General features: G+C 64.0%; 19 protein-coding genes. 15 read left to right on the top strand and 4 right to left on the bottom strand.

What is annotated here, in order from left to right:
- The first annotated feature begins 3 nt into the window (after positions 1 to 3).
- Positions 4 to 1,011: a S49 family peptidase gene (locus NHH73_08040; protein USX28219.1), complete on the top strand. Its 1,008-nt coding sequence runs from the start codon at positions 4 to 6 to the stop codon at positions 1,009 to 1,011.
- Between the two features lie 236 nt (positions 1,012 to 1,247).
- On the opposite strand, the gene NHH73_08045 is transcribed toward NHH73_08040, so the two are convergent.
- On the bottom strand, positions 1,248 to 1,583 hold the full coding sequence (locus NHH73_08045) for a hypothetical protein (GenBank protein ID USX28220.1): 336 nt from the start codon (positions 1,581 to 1,583) through the stop codon (positions 1,248 to 1,250).
- Positions 1,584 to 1,780: 197 nt separating this feature from the next.
- Between NHH73_08045 and NHH73_08050 the strand changes: the two genes are divergently transcribed.
- From NHH73_08050 to motD, 10 genes are all read left to right on the top strand, one after another.
- Positions 1,781 to 2,518, top strand: a complete 738-nt coding sequence (locus NHH73_08050; protein ID USX28221.1) for a 16S rRNA pseudouridine(516) synthase — start codon at positions 1,781 to 1,783, stop codon at positions 2,516 to 2,518.
- Positions 2,515 to 3,501: a fumarylacetoacetate hydrolase family protein gene (locus tag NHH73_08055; protein ID USX28222.1), complete on the top strand. Its 987-nt coding sequence runs from the start codon at positions 2,515 to 2,517 to the stop codon at positions 3,499 to 3,501. The genes NHH73_08050 and NHH73_08055 overlap by 4 nt, the downstream gene beginning before the upstream one ends.
- 126 nt (positions 3,502 to 3,627) lie before the next feature.
- On the top strand, positions 3,628 to 4,818 hold the full coding sequence (gene flhB / locus NHH73_08060) for a flagellar biosynthesis protein FlhB (GenBank protein USX28223.1): 1,191 nt from the start codon (positions 3,628 to 3,630) through the stop codon (positions 4,816 to 4,818).
- A 5-nt stretch (positions 4,819 to 4,823) separates the two neighbouring features.
- On the top strand, positions 4,824 to 6,932 hold the full coding sequence (gene flhA / locus NHH73_08065) for a flagellar biosynthesis protein FlhA (protein USX29584.1): 2,109 nt from the start codon (positions 4,824 to 4,826) through the stop codon (positions 6,930 to 6,932).
- Between the two features lie 68 nt (positions 6,933 to 7,000).
- On the top strand, positions 7,001 to 7,849 hold the full coding sequence (locus tag NHH73_08070; GenBank protein ID USX28224.1) for a transposase: 849 nt from the start codon (positions 7,001 to 7,003) through the stop codon (positions 7,847 to 7,849).
- Between the two features lie 199 nt (positions 7,850 to 8,048).
- On the top strand, positions 8,049 to 9,476 hold the full coding sequence (gene flhF, locus NHH73_08075; protein ID USX28225.1) for a flagellar biosynthesis protein FlhF: 1,428 nt from the start codon (positions 8,049 to 8,051) through the stop codon (positions 9,474 to 9,476).
- Entirely contained in the window at positions 9,469 to 10,275 is an 807-nt protein-coding gene (locus NHH73_08080; protein ID USX28226.1) for an antiactivator of flagellar biosynthesis FleN protein, read from the top strand. The genes flhF and NHH73_08080 overlap by 8 nt, the downstream gene beginning before the upstream one ends.
- 91 nt (positions 10,276 to 10,366) lie before the next feature.
- Complete coding sequence (locus NHH73_08085; GenBank protein USX28227.1) at positions 10,367 to 11,098, top strand: RNA polymerase sigma factor FliA; 732 nt, start codon at positions 10,367 to 10,369, stop codon at positions 11,096 to 11,098.
- Positions 11,080 to 11,826: a flagellar motor protein gene (locus NHH73_08090; protein ID USX28228.1), complete on the top strand. Its 747-nt coding sequence runs from the start codon at positions 11,080 to 11,082 to the stop codon at positions 11,824 to 11,826. Before NHH73_08085 ends, NHH73_08090 begins: the two co-directional genes overlap by 19 nt.
- Before the next feature lies 1 nt (position 11,827).
- Positions 11,828 to 12,637, top strand: coding sequence for a flagellar motor protein MotD (gene motD, locus NHH73_08095; GenBank protein ID USX28229.1), 810 nt, complete (start codon positions 11,828 to 11,830; stop codon positions 12,635 to 12,637).
- Between the two features lie 123 nt (positions 12,638 to 12,760).
- Here the strand turns inward: motD and NHH73_08100 are convergent, their stop codons facing one another.
- The 3 genes from NHH73_08100 to flgA all read right to left on the bottom strand — a co-directional run bounded on the left by NHH73_08100 (position 12,761) and on the right by flgA (position 14,415).
- Positions 12,761 to 13,231: a flagellar protein FlgN gene (locus NHH73_08100; protein ID USX28230.1), complete on the bottom strand. Its 471-nt coding sequence runs from the start codon at positions 13,229 to 13,231 to the stop codon at positions 12,761 to 12,763.
- Positions 13,232 to 13,238: 7 nt separating this feature from the next.
- Positions 13,239 to 13,553, bottom strand: coding sequence for a flagellar biosynthesis anti-sigma factor FlgM (gene flgM, locus NHH73_08105; protein ID USX28231.1), 315 nt, complete (start codon positions 13,551 to 13,553; stop codon positions 13,239 to 13,241).
- A 106-nt stretch (positions 13,554 to 13,659) separates the two neighbouring features.
- Complete coding sequence (flgA, locus tag NHH73_08110; protein USX28232.1) at positions 13,660 to 14,415, bottom strand: flagellar basal body P-ring formation chaperone FlgA; 756 nt, start codon at positions 14,413 to 14,415, stop codon at positions 13,660 to 13,662.
- Between the two features lie 173 nt (positions 14,416 to 14,588).
- Here flgA and flgB point away from each other — a divergent pair, with 173 nt between their 5' ends.
- Genes flgB through NHH73_08130 form a run of 4 tightly spaced genes read left to right on the top strand, consistent with a single transcriptional unit; the run spans position 14,589 to position 17,736 of the window.
- Entirely contained in the window at positions 14,589 to 15,014 is a 426-nt protein-coding gene (gene flgB, locus NHH73_08115) for a flagellar basal body rod protein FlgB (GenBank protein USX28233.1), read from the top strand.
- 2 nt (positions 15,015 to 15,016) lie between these two features.
- Positions 15,017 to 15,424, top strand: a complete 408-nt coding sequence (gene flgC / locus NHH73_08120) for a flagellar basal body rod protein FlgC (GenBank protein USX28234.1) — start codon at positions 15,017 to 15,019, stop codon at positions 15,422 to 15,424.
- Positions 15,425 to 15,442: 18 nt separating this feature from the next.
- Positions 15,443 to 16,156, top strand: coding sequence for a flagellar hook assembly protein FlgD (locus NHH73_08125; protein USX28235.1), 714 nt, complete (start codon positions 15,443 to 15,445; stop codon positions 16,154 to 16,156).
- Between the two features lie 23 nt (positions 16,157 to 16,179).
- The gene (locus NHH73_08130; GenBank protein USX28236.1) at positions 16,180 to 17,736 is read left to right on the top strand and encodes a flagellar hook-basal body complex protein; all 1,557 of its coding nucleotides are present in this window, start codon (positions 16,180 to 16,182) and stop codon (positions 17,734 to 17,736) included.
- Positions 17,737 to 17,738: the final 2 nt, after the last annotated feature.

The following is a 17,738-nucleotide window of genomic DNA, read 5'->3' on the forward strand; positions in this document are numbered from 1 at the left end:
TCCATGAGCGACAACATCGACAGCCACCACCTCCCACCGACGCCGGCGCAGCCGGTCACCCCGAGCGTACCCGCGTCCAACTGGGAGCGCGAGGTACTGGAAAAACTGGTGTTCGCCACGTTGAAAGAGCAAAAGTCGGCGCGCCGCTGGGGTATTTTCTTCAAGTTCGCCACCTTGCTGGTGATCGTCGTCGCGCTGGGCACTTACTTCGATTTCAGCTGGACCGGCTCGGAGGAAACGCTGGGCCGCCACACCGCGCTGATCGAAATCGAAGGCGCCATCGAATCGGAAGGCAGCGGCGCCGCCTCGGTGGTGATCCCGGCGCTGAACAAGGCGTTTTCCGACTCCGGTTCGGTCGCCGTCGTCATGCACATCAACAGCCCCGGCGGCAGTCCGGTCCAGGCCGGGATGATCGTCGACGAGATGACCCGCCTGCGCAAGGGCTATCCCGGCAAGCCGCTGTACGTGGTGGTCGATGAAATTTGCGCCTCCGGCTGCTATTACATCGCCGCCGGCGCCGACCGCATTTACGTCAACAAGGCCAGCATCGTCGGCTCCATCGGCGTGCTGATGGACGGTTTCGGCTTCACCGGCTTCATGGACAAGGTCGGCGTCGAGCGCCGGCTGCTGACGGCCGGCGAGAACAAGGGGTTCATGGACCCGTTCACGCCGCTGACGGAAAAGCATAAACAGTACGCGCAGGCGATGCTCGACGAGATCCACCAGCAGTTCATCCAGGTGGTGCGCAACGGCCGCGGCAAGCGGCTCAAGGAAAGCCCTGAAATGTTCTCCGGCCTGTTCTGGACCGGCGCCAAGTCGATCGACATGGGCCTGGCCGACGCCCTGGGCACGGTCGACAGCGTCGCGCGCGATGTCATCCGCGCCGAGGACATCGTCGACTACACCCAGCATGAAGGCCTGCCCGAGCGCGTGCTGAAGAAATTCGGCGCGGCGATGGGTGCCGGCGCGATGAAATCGGCGGTCGGTACCGTGACGCCGAGCCTGCGCTGACGCCTTGGCGTCCATGGACCGATTTCTGGCGAGGCGATAAACATTAATAATCCCGTCTTATTTCGGCTTGCATATCCGACTTGGTGGACTATAGTTAGGGGGTAGTTCTTTCCAAGGGAGGCCGATATAAACAGTTTATCTCGTTGTCAGCAGATCTTGATTCAGTGTGATTGAACTACTTGAACCGCATCATGGATGCGGATTTGAGAGAATTTCGATTCCTCGTCAGAGTCCCTTCAGGGGACTGAAAACAGCGGCGCAATGCCGCTGTTTTCTATTGGGCGCAGCGTCGCGGGGTCGGTATCGGTATGCGGGTCGGCCGCCGGCCCGCCGTCGCGCAGCGCGTGGCCGGCCTGTTCCCGCGGCTGATCTTCCTGATGGCCTTCCGGCCAGGCTTGCGCGAAACCGCCGGCCTCGAGCCAGGCGAGAAAATCGGCCTGGCGCTGCGCATGCCAGCGCCTCTGGACGCCCGCCACCACTAGGGGAGGGGTGCAATGGCGGCAGCGCGCCAGCAGTAGTTTGGTTCGATGCATGGCGGCCTGCTCCTGTGCCGCCGGGTTGAGGTTGGTCATGTTGTCGTCCTGCTGAGTATTTCCTAGTCCACTAGGCGGATTCCTAATGAGTTTTTGAGTCTACCGATTCAATCCGCAGGGTACTTGATGTGGATCAATAAAACAGGGTGTCCAGGACAGCCCTGTCGCGCGGACGCTACCTTTCCGCTACCTTCCCGGTTCTTCACGCTCCTTGGCGCATCCTGTAGAATCCGGCCATGAGTAAATTATCCCTGGACCGTATCCTGCAATCGCAGGGTTATGGCACGCGCAAGTACTGCCGCTCCCTCATCGAGGATGGCGAAGTGAGCATCAACGGCGTCGTGCACGACAACTATAAAGCCGGCATCGAGACCGATGGCCTGGTGTTGACCATCTTCGATGAGGAGTGGGTTTATCGCGAGCATCTGTACATCGCCCTGCACAAACCGGCCAATTTCGAGTGTTCGCGCAAGCCCAGCCACCATCCCGGCGTGCTGACCCTGCTGCCCGAGCAGTTCACGTGGCGCGACGTGCAGCCGGTCGGCCGGCTCGACCACGACACCACCGGCATGCTGCTGATGTCGGACGATGGCCCCTTTATCCATGCACAATCGTCGCCGAAGCGGCATGTGCCGAAGATTTACCAGGCCACCACGCAAGCGCCGGTTACCGATGAGCTGGTCGCGCAATTGCTGGCGGGCGTGCAATTGCACGACGAGCCGGCCCCGCTGGCGGCCCAGACCTGCGTACGCCGCGGCGAGCATCTGCTGGAGATCGTGCTCGAACAGGGTAAATATCACCAGGTCAAGCGCATGCTGGCCGCCGCCGGCAACCATTGCAGCGCGCTGCACCGTTCGGCCATCGGCGGCCTGACCCTGGAATCGCTCGGGATCGCCGAGGGCGAGTGGTGTTATCTGAGCGCCGAACAGCTGGCGTTGCTGGCGCCGTCGCCGGCGGCATCCGCCACGCCATGAAGCTGGCCACCCTGAAGGACGGCACCCGCGACGGCCAGCTGGCCGTCGTCTCGCGCGACCTCAAGACGGCGCAACTGGCCGACGGCGTGGCGCGCAGCCTGCAGCGCGCGCTCGACGACTGGACCTTCATCGCCCCGCAACTGGAGGCGATCTACCAGGATCTGAACCAGGGCCGCGCGCGCCGCGCCTTCGATTTCGAGCCGGCCAACTGCATGGCGCCGCTGCCGCGCGCATTCCAGTGGGCCGACGGCTCGGCCTACGTCAACCATGTCGAGCTGGTGCGCAAGGCGCGCGGCGCCGCGATGCCCGATTCTTTCTGGGATGAGCCGCTGATGTATCAGGGCGGCAGCGACGACCTGCTGGGGCCGACCGATGACATCGAACTGTTCCACGAGCAGTGGGGCATCGATTTCGAAGCGGAAGTGGCCGTGATCACCGACGATGTGCCCATGGGCGCGACGCCGGACCAGGCGCAACAGCGCATCCGGCTGCTGATGCTGGCCAACGACGTGTCGTTGCGCAACCTGATCCCGGAAGAACTGGCCAAGGGGTTTGGCTTTTTGCAAAGCAAGGCGGCCACCAGTTTCTCGCCGGTGGCGGTGACCCCGGACGAGCTCGATGACGCCTGGAAGGGCGGCAAGGTGCATTTGCCGCTGCGCTCGACGTGGAATGGCAAGCTGGTCGGCCAGCCACATGCCGGCGTCGACATGGTGTTCAACTTCCCGAAACTGATCGCCCACCTGGCGGCGACGCGCAACGTGCGGGCCGGGTCCATCGTCGGCTCGGGCACGGTGTCCAACAAGGACGCCAAACGGGGCTACTCCTGCATCGCCGAGCAGCGCGCGCTGGAAATGATCGCCGGCGGCGCGCCGCTCACGCCGTTCATGGCCTTCGGCGATACCATCCGCATCGAGATGCTCGACGGCGACGGCAAGTCGGTGTTCGGCGCCATCGACCAGAAGGTCGTGCAAAAGGCAAGCTAGCCAAACTGATAATTGCCGTGCGGAATCAGTGAGCAAGCACTGAAATACCGCCGTATTCGACCGATGGTCTTGCCCTGCCGCACTCGATAATGGCAACATCGAAATGAAACACGCGCCAGGCCGACCATGTCAGAAGATAGCGACGCAGAAAAGACCGAACCCGCGTCAGCGAAGCGCCTCGAGCAGGCGCGCGAGGAAGGCGACGTTCCCCGATCGCGGGAAGTGGCCACGTTTACCGTGTTGATGTCCGCCGGTGCCGGCCTGTGGCTGACCGGCGACGGCCTGATACGACAACTCAATTCCGCCCTGGTGTCCGGACTGACCTTGAACCAGGAGCAAATCTTCAATGCCGATGTGCTGATCAACCGCATCCTGGTCGACGTGGTGCGGGTGATGGTCGCCTGCCTGCCGCTGGCCGTCGCCGTGATGGTCGTTGCGCTGGCGTCGCCGCTGCTGGTGGGCGGCTGGCTGTTCAGCGGCAAAGCCTTCATGCCCAAGTTCAGCAAGCTCAATCCCATCACCGGCATCGGCAATATGTTCTCCAAGAACGCCTTGGTCGAACTGTTCAAGGCCATCGCCAAGGCGCTGGTGGTGGGCGTGGTCGCGTACATGGTGGTGATGAAGCAAAAGGACGCGGTGATCGGCCTGGCGGTCGAGCCGCTCAAGCTGGGCACCGTCCACTTGATCAATATGCTCGGCAGCAGTTTCCTGTTCATCGTCGGCGCGCTCGGCCTGATCGCCGCCATCGACGGCCCGTACCAGATGTGGCACTACGCTAACAAGCTGAAGATGACGCGCCAGGAAATGATCCAGGAGTCGAAGGAATCCGACGGCAATCCGCAAATCAAGGGCAAGATCCGCCAGCTGCAGCGCGAGATGGCCAAGCGCCGCATGATGGCCGACGTGCCCACCGCCGACGTGGTGGTGACCAACCCGACCCACTACGCGGTGGCGCTCAAGTACAGCGACGGCATGCGCGGCGCGCCGAAGGTGGTGGCCAAGGGCACCGACGAGGTGGCCGCCAAGATCCGCGAGATCGCCAGGGACAGCAAGGTCACCTTGCTGGAGGCGCCGGCGCTGGCGCGCGCGCTGTACCAGCACACCGAGATCGGCGATGAGATTCCCGAGCAGCTGTACGCGGCCGTGGCCGAGGTGCTGGCCTATGTCTTCCAGCTGCGGCTGTTCAGCAAGGGCGGCAGCAACCGTCCGGACGTGCCGAAGACCCTGGACGTGCCGCCGGAGCTCGATCCGCTGAACCCGGCCTTTATCCCCAGGCACGGCAAGAAACCAGATTCGCATAACGGAGCTTCCGCATGAACGCAATGAGCAACATCAAACTGCCGCCATGGCTGCAGGGCATCGCCAACAGCAAGAACAAGTCGAGCCTGGCCGCGCCCATCCTGATCATCATGCTGCTGGGGATGATGGTGCTGCCGCTGCCGGCGTTCGTGCTTGACATCTTCTTCAGCTTCAACATCGCGCTGGCGGTGATCGTGCTGCTGACCAGCCTGTACACCGTCAAGCCGCTCGACTTCATGGCCTTTCCGACCATCCTGCTGGTGTCGACCATGTTGCGCCTGTCGCTGAACGTGGCCTCGACCCGCGTGGTGCTGACCGAGGGCCACACCGGCGCCGACGCCGCCGGCAAGGTGATCGAAGCCTTCGGCCACTTCCTGATCGGCGGTAACTACACCGTCGGCCTGGTGGTGTTTATCATTTTGACCATCATTAACTTCACCGTGGTGACCAAGGGCGCCGGCCGTATCGCCGAAGTGGGCGCCCGTTTCGCGCTGGACGCGATGCCGGGCAAGCAAATGGCGATCGACGCCGACCTCAACGCCGGCCTGATCGGCGAGGCCGACGCCCGCAAGCGCCGCAGCGAAGTGGCGCAGGAAGCCGAGTTTTACGGCGCGATGGACGGCGCCAGCAAATACGTGCGCGGCGACGCCATCGCCGGCATCATGGTCACGGTCATCAACGTCGTCGGCGGTTTGCTGGTCGGCGTGATCCAGCACGACCTGCCGTTCGGCGAGGCGATCAAGGTGTACACGCTGCTGGCCATCGGTGACGGCCTGGTGGCGCAGATTCCGTCGCTGATCATTTCGGTGGCGGCCGGTATCGTGGTCTCGCGCGTGGCCAGCGACGAGGACATCGGCACGCAGATGGTGGGGCAGTTGTTCGCCAAGCCGCAGGTGCTCTACATTACCGCCGCCATCATCGGTGGCATGGGGATGATTCCGGGCATGCCCAACCTGGTGTTCCTGATGCTGGCAGGCGTGCTGGGCGGTTCGGCCTACGTGATGACCAAGCGCGCCAAGGCCGGCGGCGCCGCCGCCGCCGGGGCCGCCGCGGCCGAGGCCGCCGAGCCGGCCGCCGCGCCCGAGCAGGAGGAGGCCAGCTGGCAGGACATCATGCCGGTCGACACCCTGGGCCTGGAAGTGGGCTACCGCCTGATTCCGCTGGTCGACAAGACCCAGGGCGGCGAGCTGCTCAAGCGTATCAAGGGCATCCGCAAGAAGTTCGCGCAGGAGGTCGGTTTCCTGGCGCCGCCGGTGCACATCCGCGACAACCTGGAGCTCAAGCCGTCGGCCTACCGCATCACGCTCAAGGGCGTGGAGGTCGGCGCCGGCGAGGCCTTCAACGGCCAGTTCCTGGCGATCAATCCGGGCATGGCCAGCGGCACCCTGCAGGGCCTGGTGACCACCGATCCGGCCTTCGGCCTGCCGGCCACCTGGATCGACGCCGGCCAGCGCGACCAGGCCCAGGGCATGGGCTACACGGTGGTCGACGCCGGCACCGTGGTGGCCACCCACCTGAACCATTTGATCACGACCCACGCGTCCGAACTGCTGGGCCGCGCCGAGGTGCAGTCGCTGCTCGACCACCTGGGCAAGGAAGCGCCGAAGCTGGTGGAGGATCTGGTGCCGAAGATGGTGTCGCTGTCGACCCTGCAGAAGGTGCTGCAGAACCTGTTGATGGAAGGCGTACACATCCGTGACATGCGCTCGGTGATCGAGACCCTGGCCGAGCACGCCGTGCACACGCAGGACCCGAACGACCTGACGGCGCTGGTGCGCATCTCGCTGGGCCGGGCCATCGTGCAGCAGCTGTTCCCTGGCGCGTCCGAGCTGTCGGTGATGACCCTGGATAACCGTCTGGAACGCTTGCTGATGCAGGCGCTGGCGGCCAGCGGACCGGACGGCGCCGGCATCGAGCCGGGCCTGGCCGACACCATCGCCCAGCAGGCCCAGCAGGCGGCGCAGCAGCAGGAGGCGCTGGGCCTGACGCCGGTGCTGCTGGTGCCGGGTCCGCTGCGGGCGTTGCTGTCGCGCTTCCTGCGCCGCGCCTTGCCGCAGTTGAAGGTGCTGTCGCATGCGGAGATTCCGGAGACCAAAACCATCCGCGTGACGGCGCTGGTGGGGCAGCAGTAATCCGGGGATACCCGCGCGGGATTGATCCCGTCGCGGTCGCGTCGTTGCGGGCGGCCTAGACTGGCCGCATGGATGATGATTTCGACACGCCCTGGAAGGAAGTGGTCACGCACCACTTTCCCGACTTCATGGCCTTCTATTTTCCGCAGGCGCACGCCGCGATCGACTGGTCGCGGCCGCACGAATTCCTCGATCAGGAATTTGCCGCGCTGAGCCGCGGTGCCGAGCTCGGCAAGCGGATACTCGACAAGCTGGTGCGGGTCAGTCTGCACGACGGGCGCGAGCAATGGGTGCTGGTGCATCTGGAAGGGCAGGGGCGGCATGACAAGGATTTCGCCGAGCGTATATTCGTCTACAACTATCGCGTCTACGACCGTTATCGACAGCCCGTGGCCAGCCTGGCGTTGCTCACCGATGCCAGCAAATACTGGCGGCCCTGCGCCTTTTCCTACTATCAGCGAAACTGGGATCGCCAGCGTATCATTAACCTGTATCGCGTGATCGACTGGATCATGTCGTTGCCGAAGGAACTGGATGCCCGACTGCATGAGGGTATCGTGCAATGGGAAAGGAGGAATGCCATGACTTATCTGTCTTCGATAGAACGTATGAGTATGGAACGCGGCATGAAAAAAGGGGAGGAGCTGGGGTGGCGGAAAGGGCTGGAGGAAGGGCGGCAAGCGGGCTGGAAAGAAGGACAACAAAAAGGGTGGCAAGAAGGACGGCAAGAAGGACGGCAAGAAGGACGGCGCGAGGCGCTGCTGGAAATGTTGACGATTTTGCTAACCGAGCGTTTCGGTAAGCTCGACGCGATGAGCAGCGCTATTCTCACAGTGGCCGATGTCGACCAGCTCACGGCGTGGAGCAAAAACGTCCTCGGCGCCCGCAGCTTGTCCGAGGTGTTTGCTGATAAATAGGCAATCCCCGGCCCCGAGGTGAAATGCGGCCCATTTCCGCCCTTGTTCAGCGGATCGTTTCCTAAGTGCATCGTCAATAATGGCACTGTCCGAGTAGAAAAGCGTCTCGTCCGGAAGGCGCGCTACTCAAGCTACAGGAGTCGATGATGGCCAAACCTACCTCGCAAGCGCGCGTCACCCAGTCCCTGGGGAGCCAGCCATGAACGTCAAAAAATTCAGCGCGCCGACGTCGCGCGAGGCGCTGCGCAAGGTGCGCGAATCGCTCGGCCCGGATGCCGTGATCCTGTCGAACCGCCAGTCCGACGGCGGCGTCGAAATCCTCGCGCTGGCCAACGACGACGCCGCGTCGCTGTCGTCGCCGGCGCCGCATTCGCCGATGGCCGAGCCGGTGCCATCGCTGGACCTGGGCCTGGGCCTTGGATTGCCGGCGGGCCGCGTCGAACAGCGCATGGAGCCGCGCTTCGACAACCGCGCCGCCGAGATGCCGGCCGAGCCGGTGCGCCGCGTGGTCGCCTCGCCATCGTCGTACGCCAGCAAGACCGCTGCCGCAACGCACGCCGCCGCGCCGTCGGCGCCGGCCCAGCCCCGCGCGCCGTCGATCGACGTCGACCAGATCACCGCCATGGTGGCATCGGCCGTCGCCAGCGCCAAGCAGAACGCCGCCGCCGAGATGCAAGTGATGATGGGCGAGATCCGCGCCATGCGCGGCATGATGGAAACCCAGTTGGCCGAAATCGCCTGGGGCAGCACGCAAGCGCGCGAACCGCAGAAGGCGGCCGTGCTGCGCGAGATGCTGGCCGCCGGTTTCTCGGCCAGCCTGGCGCGCTATTTGATCGAAAAACTGCCGGCCGACCGCGACGCCGCCGACAGCATGCGCTGGATCAAAACCGTCCTGACCCGCAACCTGTCGGCCATGGCCAACGAGGACGCGCTGATCGACCAGGGCGGCGTGTTCGCGCTGGTCGGCCCCACCGGCGTGGGCAAGACCACCAGCACCGCCAAACTGGCCGCGCGCTGCGTGATGCGCCACGGCCCGGACAAGCTGGCCCTGATCACCACGGACGCCTATCGTATCGGCGCGCACGAACAGCTGCGCATCTACGGCAAGATCCTCGGCGTGATGGTGCACTCGGTGAAGGACGAAGCCGACCTGCGCATCGCCCTCAAGGAACTGCGCAACAAGCACACGGTGTTGATCGACACCGTCGGCGTGAGCCAGCGCGACCAGATGGTGACCGAACAGGTCTCGATGCTGCAAGGCGCCGGCTCGGACGTCAAGCGCCTGCTGTGCCTTAACGCCACCGCAACCCAGGAGACGCTCAACGAAGTGGTGCGCGCCTACCAGGGCAGCGGCCTGGCCGGCTGCATCATGACCAAACTCGATGAGGCGGCGGCGATCGGCAACGTGCTCGATGTCGTCATCCGCCAGAAGCTCAACCTGTTCTACGTCTCGAACGGCCAGCGCGTGCCGGAAGACCTGCACCTGGCCGATCCGGCCTACCTGATCGACCGCGCTTTCAAGTTGAAACGCGACGCCGTCAACACCCAATACCTGGATGCCGAGCTGCCGATGCTGATGTCGAACGCCACCAACGACCAGTCGATGCGCGAGGTGCACCTTGGCTAATTTCGATTTCGACCAGGCGGAGGGGCTGCGCCGCATGCTGGCGGGGCCCAAGCCCCGCATCGTCACCTTCCTGTCGGCCACGCCGCAGGACGACAAGGGCGCCATGCTGGTCAACCTGGGCGCCTCGCTGGCGCGCGCCGGCAACGATGTGTTGATCATGGACGCCTGCGCCAGCGCGCACGGCGTGGCCACGCGCCTCGGCGTCGACGGCGGCGCCAGTTTGCTCAATGTGGCGCGCCAGGAGTGCGCGATCAACCAGGTGGTCCACCAGGTGCCGCAGGGTTTCGCTGTGGCGTCGATGACACGCGGCGCCCTGCGCAGCGGTCCGGATGAAACGCGCCGCCTGGCCAAGGCTTTCGATGTGCTGGTCAAGCAGACCGGCATCGTCATCGTCGACGGTGAATTCGACGGCGAGGCTTTCCCGGTGCCGGTCATGGCCAGTTCCGAGATCGTGGTGCAGGTGTCGAACAGCGCCACTTCGATCAAGGCCGCCTACAGCATGATCAAGCGCCTGAACCAGGAACTGGGCCGCCGCCCGTTCGGAATTCTGGTCACCGGGGCTTCCGAATCGGAAGCAAAAGTGGTATACGATAATATGGCGCAAGCGGCAAGCCGCTACCTGGCCGTGAACCTGGTCTCCATGGGATCGGTGCCGGCCGATGAATATCTGCAGCGCGCCGCGCGCCTCGGTCGCGCGGTGGTCGACGCGTTTCCGCTGGCCGGCGCCTCGGTCGCGTTCCGCCAACTGGCGGGGCGCTTCGCGCTGGCCGGTTCGCCTTCGGTCGCCCGTTCACTGTGAGCGGAGGGGAGCGGAAGGAAGCGGCATGGCGAAGATCTTGGCGCATAGCTAACTATCAATGAACTATCAATAAGAATATAAACATCAGGCTATGTACACGGTCAAAGGGAAAGCGGACAAGAATTCTTTGCTGACGGAGCATATGCCGTTGGTCAAGCGCCTTGCCCATCACATGAAGGCGAAACTGCCGCCCAGCGTCGAAGTCGACGATCTGGTGCAAGCCGGGATGATCGGCCTGCTCGACGCCATCAGCCGCTATGAGGAAACCCATGGCGCCCAGTTCGAGACCTATGCCGTGTTGCGCATCCGCGGCGCCATGCTCGACGAGCTGCGCAACAGCGACTGGCTGCCGCGCTCGATGCGCCAGAACATGCGCAAGATCGAAACGGCGATGAGCACCCTGCAGCAGCGCCTGGGCCATCCGCCGACCGAGTCGGAGGTGGCCAAGATGCTCAAGCTGTCGCTGGCCGACTACCAGGAGATGCTGTCCGACGGCGGCGGCCACCAGCTGGTGTACTACGAGGATTTCCACGACGACGACGGCAACGACAGCTTCCTCGACCGCTATTGCTCGGATGAGGAGAGCGACCCGCTGCGATCGCTGCTCGACGGCGACTTCCGCCAGGCGGTGATCGACGCCATCGACGCGCTGCCGCCGCGCGAAAAAATGCTGATGGGGCTGTACTATGAAGAGGAGCTCAACTTGAAAGAAATCGGCGCCGTGATGGGCGTATCGGAATCGCGCGTATCGCAATTGCATACGCAGGCTGTCGCGCGCCTGCGCGCCTCGCTCAGGGAGAAGTCGTGGACTGGGCCAGTGTAATCGGGGTGCTGCTGGCGCTGGCCGGCATCGTCGTCGGCCAGACGCTCGAAGGCGGCAAGGTCTCGTCGCTGCTGCAGCCGGCCGCCTTCGCCATCGTCGTCATCGGCACCTTCGGCGCGGTGCTGCTGCAGACCAAATTCCGCACCTTCGTGCGCGGCGTCAAAATGCTGCGGCTGGTGTTCGCGCCGCCCAAGGACACGCGCGCCGCGCTGGCGCGCGACATCAACGCCTGGAACCTGGCCGCGCGCCGCGACGGCCTGCTGTCGCTGGAGCGCTACATGCTCGCCTCCAAGGACAAGTTCAACACCAAGGGCCTGCGCCTGATCGTCGACGGCATCAATCCCGACAAGCTGCGCCACCTGCTCGACACCGAGATCACCGCCTACGAAACCGAGGAGCGCCAGGCGGTGCGGATCTGGGAGTCGGCCGCCGGCTACTCGCCGACGATCGGCATCCTGGGAGCGGTCCTGGGGCTGATCCACGTGATGGAAAACCTGACCGATCCGAGCAAGCTCGGCGCCGGCATCGCGGTCGCCTTTGTGTCGACGATTTATGGCGTCGGGCTGGCCAACCTGTTCTTCTACCCGGTCGCCAACAAGCTCAAAGCGATCGTCACGCAGGCCGTGCACCAGCAGGAAATCGCCGCCGCCGTGTTCTACGACATCGCCACCGGCGACCACTCGCGCGTCATCGACGAGCGCATCGCCACCTTGCTGCGGGAGCACTGACATGCAGTACCAGTACCGGAGAGCGAGAAGGAAGTTCGACGAGGAAGTGGAGAACCACGAGCGCTGGCTGATTTCCTACTCCGACTTCATCACCTTGCTGTTCGCGTTTTTCGTCGTGATGTACGCCATCTCCTCGGTCAACATCGGCAAGTACAAGGTGTTTTCCGACGCCTTGGGCGACGCTTTCGGCGGCGCCGGTTCGGCCGAACCGATCAACACCCAGGTGCAAAACCTGCCCATCCCCAATCCGGGCCTGAAGCGCCGCACCGAAATGCTGCGCAAGGAAAAAGAGCAGATGACCAAGCTGGCGCAGGACCTGTTGTCCACCCTGGCGCCGCTGGTCAAGGAGGGCAAGGTGCGGGTGACGCAGAACAGCCGCGGCGTCAGCGTCGAGATCAACGCCAGCGTGCTGTTCGATCCGGCCGATTCGCGGTTGACGCCCGATTCGGTCGAAGCGTTGCGCGCGGTCGCCGCGCTGCTCAAGGACGACAGCCACAACGTGCAGGTCGAGGGCCACACCGACAATCTGCCGATCAGCACTTCGCTGTATCCATCGAATTGGGAACTGTCGGCGGTGCGCGCCAGCAGCGTGGTGCGCCTGTTCATCGACTCGGGCGTGGCGCCGACGCGGCTCACGGCGGTCGGCTTCAGTTCCAACGTGCCGGTGGCGCCCAACGACAACCCGATCGGCCGCGCGCGCAACCGCCGCGTCGCGGTCACCATCCTGTCCGGCATCCCCGACACGGTCACCGAACTGCCAACGACGCCGGCGCCTGCGCCGACAGCGCCAGCCACGACCCCGGCCCAATAATCAAAAACACGCTAGACCACGTAGGGCGGATTAGCGAAGCGTAATCCGCCATGCCCGCGTCGACGCAACGCATGCAGCGCCACTAAAGGCGCCCCGCAAGCAAATACTAAGAAGAGGAAATGATCAGCCGGCCAAAAAGCCCCGGCTACGCGGAATCGTGCTCGACATCCCGCTGGCGCTGTAGAAGTTATTCGCGCCGGACGATAGCGGCTGCAACGCCTGCAACGCGCCTTGGGTATGGCCCATCTGCTTATTGATCAGCATGCCGTTGATGCGGTTCAATTCCTTGGCCTCGCGCGTATGCTCGAGCAGCAGTTTCCACGACTGGGCGATGTGGTCGTCGGCGCTGGCGGCGATCCACGCCTCCATACCCGATTCCTGGGCCGGAAAGCCCGCCTTGCCCAAGGCGCGGTGGCGCTGGGCCGACAACAAGGTCATCTGCGCGATGAGCGCGGTTTTTTTCGCCGTAACGGCCGGCAGGCCGTCGATTTCCGCCGTCACCAGCAATTGCTGCTCCTGTTTGAGCAGCTCCAGCAGCGTAGCCATGATCTGCTCTTCTTCGCGCAGATTGTTGAGCGGGGTGACGGTTGACATGACGATCCTAACGTTTTCTTGAGTGCAGCAGATCCTTGACTGTATCCAGCAAGCCATCCGCTACTTTTTCCGAGTTGACCTGGAACTGGCCATCGGCGATGGCCAGCTTGATGCGCTCGACTTTTTTGGTGTCGAACACGCCGCTGCTGCCGCCGGCCGCGCTGGCCGCCATGGCCTGGCCCTGCGGCGACAGGCGCACACTTTCCGAGTTGGTGGCGGTCGGCGCCGGCGCGGCCTTGTCTGCGCCGCGCGAGGCGGGCGCGGAAGGCGCGTTCGACGCCGGCAAGCCGGTCGTGTTCTTTAATGTATCGTTGATTTTCACAGCATCATCCTTCTCTGGGTGGGGCCTAAAGCCCCGGGATCTGAGTATTTAACGGCGCTGGGCTGGAAAACTTTAGCCTCGCGTGTCATCAGAACCCTGCGTTCGATCAAAACGCCACCTCCACCAGTCCGCCTGCCTTGGCGATCCCGGTGATTTGTTGCCCACCGGAAGTTTTTACCTGTACCACCTGGCCGTCGCCCGCCGTGCCCATGGCGCGCGCCTCGGCCGAGACGCTGAAACCGGAACCGCTCGACACCAGCCGCACCAGTTGTCCGGATTGCACCACCGGCTTGGTGCGCAGGGTGTCGATCCGCATCGGCGTGCCCGGCGGCAAGGAGCTATTGCTGCTGCGGCCGACCACCTGGCTGATGTCGGTGGCTATCCCCGCCGGCAACATTGTCAAATCGCCCTTGAGCATCACCAACTGGCCCGCCTCGATGGCCTGGCCTTGGGCCAGCGGCGCGGCGCTGGCGACGTACTCGCCGATCACCGTCACGCTGGCCTGAATATATACCGTCCAGGCCGACGGTGTCGCACAGCGCACGCCGACGGTGGTCTTGCCCCAAGCGCGCGCGCCGGGCATGAAGAAGGCTTGCGGATCGGGGCAGGGTGCCAGGCTCATGCGTGGATCGATGGCGCCGACGGCGACCGTCACCTGGCCGGGCAGGCCGCCCGTCTGCACCTGCAGGAACTCTTCCACGGTGCGCTTGAGCGCGGCGCGGTCGTGATAGGCGGCCTGGCGCGGCTGTGGCTGTGCCGGCTGCGCTGGCGGGATTTGCGCGCTCGATGGCGTCGCCGATAACAGGGCGATGGCGCCCGCTGCGGCGAGCTGGATGGCGGTGTGGGTCAGGCTTGATGTCATGGCGTAGGTTTCCCCTTCAATGTTGCCATCATAGTCTGGCGGGCCCGACTTGAAACCTTGAATAGCGCGGAAAAGCGGGTGCTTCTCTGTCGATGGTTCACTGGAGCAACTCCGTATGATGAATCCTGTCATAACAAGTTCGTCCACTGTTTGGGCGGTATCCGGAGGTTGTCATGCTTGGTAAACTCGACGATTACATGCGCTTTAACGAAGCCGCGCTGAGCCTGCGCTCGCAGCGGCAGACGGTGTTGGCGTCCAACATCGCCAACGCCGATACGCCCAATTACAAGGCCCGCGACGTCGACTTCGGCAGCGCGCTCAAGGCCGCGCTCGACAAGGCCAGCCCGAGCGCCAACGCCACGCTCAAGACCACGGCCGCCAAGCATTTCCCCAACCCCCAGCAAACCGGTGGAACACTGGGCGACGGCACGCCGCTGTTGTACCGCGGCGTGGTGCAGGGCGCCGTCGACGGCAACACGGTCGACATGGACGTCGAGCGCAACCAGTTCGCCGACAACGCCATCCGTTACGAGGCCGGCGTCACCATGATCAACGCCCAGATCAAAGGGATGATGGCGGCGATCCAGTCAGGGAACTAATCATGTCACTCTTTAAAATCTTCGATGTTTCCGGTTCGGCCATGAGCGCCCAGGCGCAGCGCCTCAACGTGGTCGCCTCCAACCTGGCCAACGCCGACAGCGCCACCAGCGCCAGCGGCGAGGCCTACCGCGCCCGCCAGGTGGTGTTCGAGGCCACGCCGACGGCCAATGGCGATTCGACCGGCGTGCGCGTGCGCAAGGTGGTCGAGGACCAGTCGCCGATGAAGCAAATGTACGACCCCAAGCATCCGATGGCCGACGACAAGGGCTACGTCACCATGCCCAACGTCAACGTGGTCGACGAGATGGTCAACATGCTGTCGGCGTCGCGTTCGTACCAGACCAACGTCGAGACGATGAACGCGGCCAAGTCGCTGCTGGCGAAAACGCTGACCATCGGTCAGAACTAATATCAAGAGAGTCCAACCATGGCCACCACCAGCGGCATCATCGACACGCCCAAGGCGTCGACGTACAACACCACCAGCAGCGCCACCAGCAACAGCGCGACGACGAGCAACGACATCGGCGCCGACCAGGACAAGTTCATGAAGCTGCTGATCACGCAGCTAAAGAACCAGGACCCGCTCAACCCGATGGACAACGCCGCCATGACCAGCCAGCTGGCCCAGCTGTCGACGGTGACCGGCATCAACAAGGTCAACGCCACGCTCGAATCGCTGCGCACCGACCAGGCCAGCGCCCAGTCGATGAACGCGGTCAGCCTGATCGGCAAGGGCGTGCTGGTGGCGGGCAAGGGCATCGAGCTGAGCACGAGCACCGACGCGGCCGGCGTCAAGACCAGCAGCAGCGTGTTCGGCGTCGACCTGGCCTCGCCGGCCGAAACCGTCGACATCAGCATCATGGACAAGACCGGCAAGGTGGTGCGCAACATGTCGATGAAAAACGCCGACGTCGGCACCTACCCGATCACCTGGGACGGCACCATGGACGACAAGACGGCGGCGCCGGCTGGCAGCTACACCTTCAGCGTCAAGGCCGTCAGCACCGGCAAGACGCTCACCGATGCCACCCAATTGCAGCTGGCGGCGGTCGCCAGCGTGTCGACCGGCGCCGGCGGCGTCAAATTGAATACCTCGCTCGGCCATTTCACGATGGCTGAAATCAAGGAAGTTTTGTAAGTCTCACACCATAGGGGAATACCATGTTCCAACAAGGACTGAGCGGCCTGAACGCCGCATCCAAATCGCTGGACGTCATCGGCAACAACATCGCCAATGCCAGCACGGTCGGGTTCAAGGGTTCGCAAGCCCAGTTTGCGGACCTGTACGCCAACTCGCTCAACGGCGTCTCCGGCAACAATCCGGGTATCGGTGTGACGACCTCCAAGATCGCCCAGCAATTCACCCAGGGTAATATCGAAACCAGCAACAACCCGTTGGACGTGTCGATCAACGGCGGCGGCTTCTTCCGCCTGGTGGTCAACGGCGCGGTGCAATACTCGCGCAACGGCCAGTTCCACGAAGATAACAGCCACACCTTGGTCAACGCCCAGGGCGCGCAGCTGACCGGCTACCTGTCGAACACGGCCGGCGTGATCCAGCTCGGCGCCCCGGTGCCGCTGACCCTGGACAAGTCCGACCTGACGCCGGTGCAGACCACCAAGGCCAATTTCCAGATGAACCTGAGCTCGGCCGAGAAAGTGCCGAAGACGAACCCGTTCAACGCGAACGACCCGAACTCGTATAACAAGCAGACCGTGCTCAACGTCTACGACAGCCTGGGCACCTCGCATATCATGACCACGTATTACGTCAAGACCGACGCCAATACCTGGGACGTGTACGCATCGGCCGATAACAAGGAAGTGGTGTCCGCCGGCGTGGTCGCGTCGATCAACAACGAAGACAGCGTGGTCGCGGCGCGTAGCGCCTACAACGAGGCGGTGAAGGCCACGCCGCCCGACCCGGCGGTCATCAGCCAGGCAGCCTTCGTCTACGCGCAAGCCGCCCACGACGTGATGGCCGCGTCCGCGGTTACGCCGCCGGCCAACGCATCGCCGGAACAATTGCTGGCTTTGGATAACGCGCTTGCCGCGCTCGACCCGACCAACAGCAGCACGATTGTCGACATGACGCCGGACGAGATCGCCGCCAAGCTGGCCGCAGCCGTCACCGTCCCAGCCGTCAAGGCCGGTACGCTGGTGTTCGACCGCAACGGCGCGCTCAGCCCGGGCGCCATGGCCGCGTTGCCGACGCCGCAAACCCTGCCGTTCTCGATCAGCCTGCCGATCTTCCCGGATACCGGCGCGCAGCAGCCGATGACCGTGTTGACCACCTTCGACAAGACCACCCAGTACGGCAGCGTGACCAACGATCTGGGTTCGACCCAGGACGGCTACTCGGCCGGCTCGTGGCAGCGCTACGCGATCGACGAAAACGGCGTGATCCTGGGGCAGTACAGCAACGGCAAATCGCGCGCCATGGGCCAGATCGCGATGGCCAACTTCGCCAGCGTCGACGGTTTGACTCCGCTGGGCAACAACACCTGGGCGGAAAGCTCGAACTCGGGTCCTCCGCAAGTGGGCGTGCCCAACGCCGGCTCGATGGGTTCGCTGCGCGCCAGCTCGGTGGAAACCTCTAACGTCGACCTGACGGCCGAACTGGTCAACATGATCACTGCCCAGCGCGTCTACCAGGCCAACGCGCAGACGATCAAGACCCAGGACGGCATCATGCAGACCCTGGTGAACCTGAGGTAATA

Source organism: Oxalobacteraceae bacterium OTU3CINTB1 (assembly GCA_024123955.1).
GTDB lineage: Bacteria > Pseudomonadota > Gammaproteobacteria > Burkholderiales > Burkholderiaceae_D > Rugamonas.

Coding starts and splice junctions, on each gene's coding strand:
- NHH73_08070 (USX28224.1), top strand. CDS start 7,001: ATGGATGATGATTTCGACACGCCCTGGAAGGAAGTGGTCACGCACCAC.
- NHH73_08045 (USX28220.1), bottom strand. CDS start 1,583: ATGACCAACCTCAACCCGGCGGCACAGGAGCAGGCCGCCATGCATCGA.
- NHH73_08055 (USX28222.1), top strand. CDS start 2,515: ATGAAGCTGGCCACCCTGAAGGACGGCACCCGCGACGGCCAGCTGGCC.
- NHH73_08085 (USX28227.1), top strand. CDS start 10,367: ATGTACACGGTCAAAGGGAAAGCGGACAAGAATTCTTTGCTGACGGAG.
- motD (USX28229.1), top strand. CDS start 11,828: ATGCAGTACCAGTACCGGAGAGCGAGAAGGAAGTTCGACGAGGAAGTG.
- NHH73_08040 (USX28219.1), top strand. CDS start 4: ATGAGCGACAACATCGACAGCCACCACCTCCCACCGACGCCGGCGCAG.
- NHH73_08100 (USX28230.1), bottom strand. CDS start 13,231: ATGTCAACCGTCACCCCGCTCAACAATCTGCGCGAAGAAGAGCAGATC.
- flhB (USX28223.1), top strand. CDS start 3,628: ATGTCAGAAGATAGCGACGCAGAAAAGACCGAACCCGCGTCAGCGAAG.
- flgB (USX28233.1), top strand. CDS start 14,589: ATGCTTGGTAAACTCGACGATTACATGCGCTTTAACGAAGCCGCGCTG.
- NHH73_08125 (USX28235.1), top strand. CDS start 15,443: ATGGCCACCACCAGCGGCATCATCGACACGCCCAAGGCGTCGACGTAC.
- flhA (USX29584.1), top strand. CDS start 4,824: ATGAGCAACATCAAACTGCCGCCATGGCTGCAGGGCATCGCCAACAGC.
- flgC (USX28234.1), top strand. CDS start 15,017: ATGTCACTCTTTAAAATCTTCGATGTTTCCGGTTCGGCCATGAGCGCC.
- NHH73_08130 (USX28236.1), top strand. CDS start 16,180: ATGTTCCAACAAGGACTGAGCGGCCTGAACGCCGCATCCAAATCGCTG.
- flhF (USX28225.1), top strand. CDS start 8,049: ATGAACGTCAAAAAATTCAGCGCGCCGACGTCGCGCGAGGCGCTGCGC.
- NHH73_08050 (USX28221.1), top strand. CDS start 1,781: ATGAGTAAATTATCCCTGGACCGTATCCTGCAATCGCAGGGTTATGGC.
- flgA (USX28232.1), bottom strand. CDS start 14,415: ATGACATCAAGCCTGACCCACACCGCCATCCAGCTCGCCGCAGCGGGC.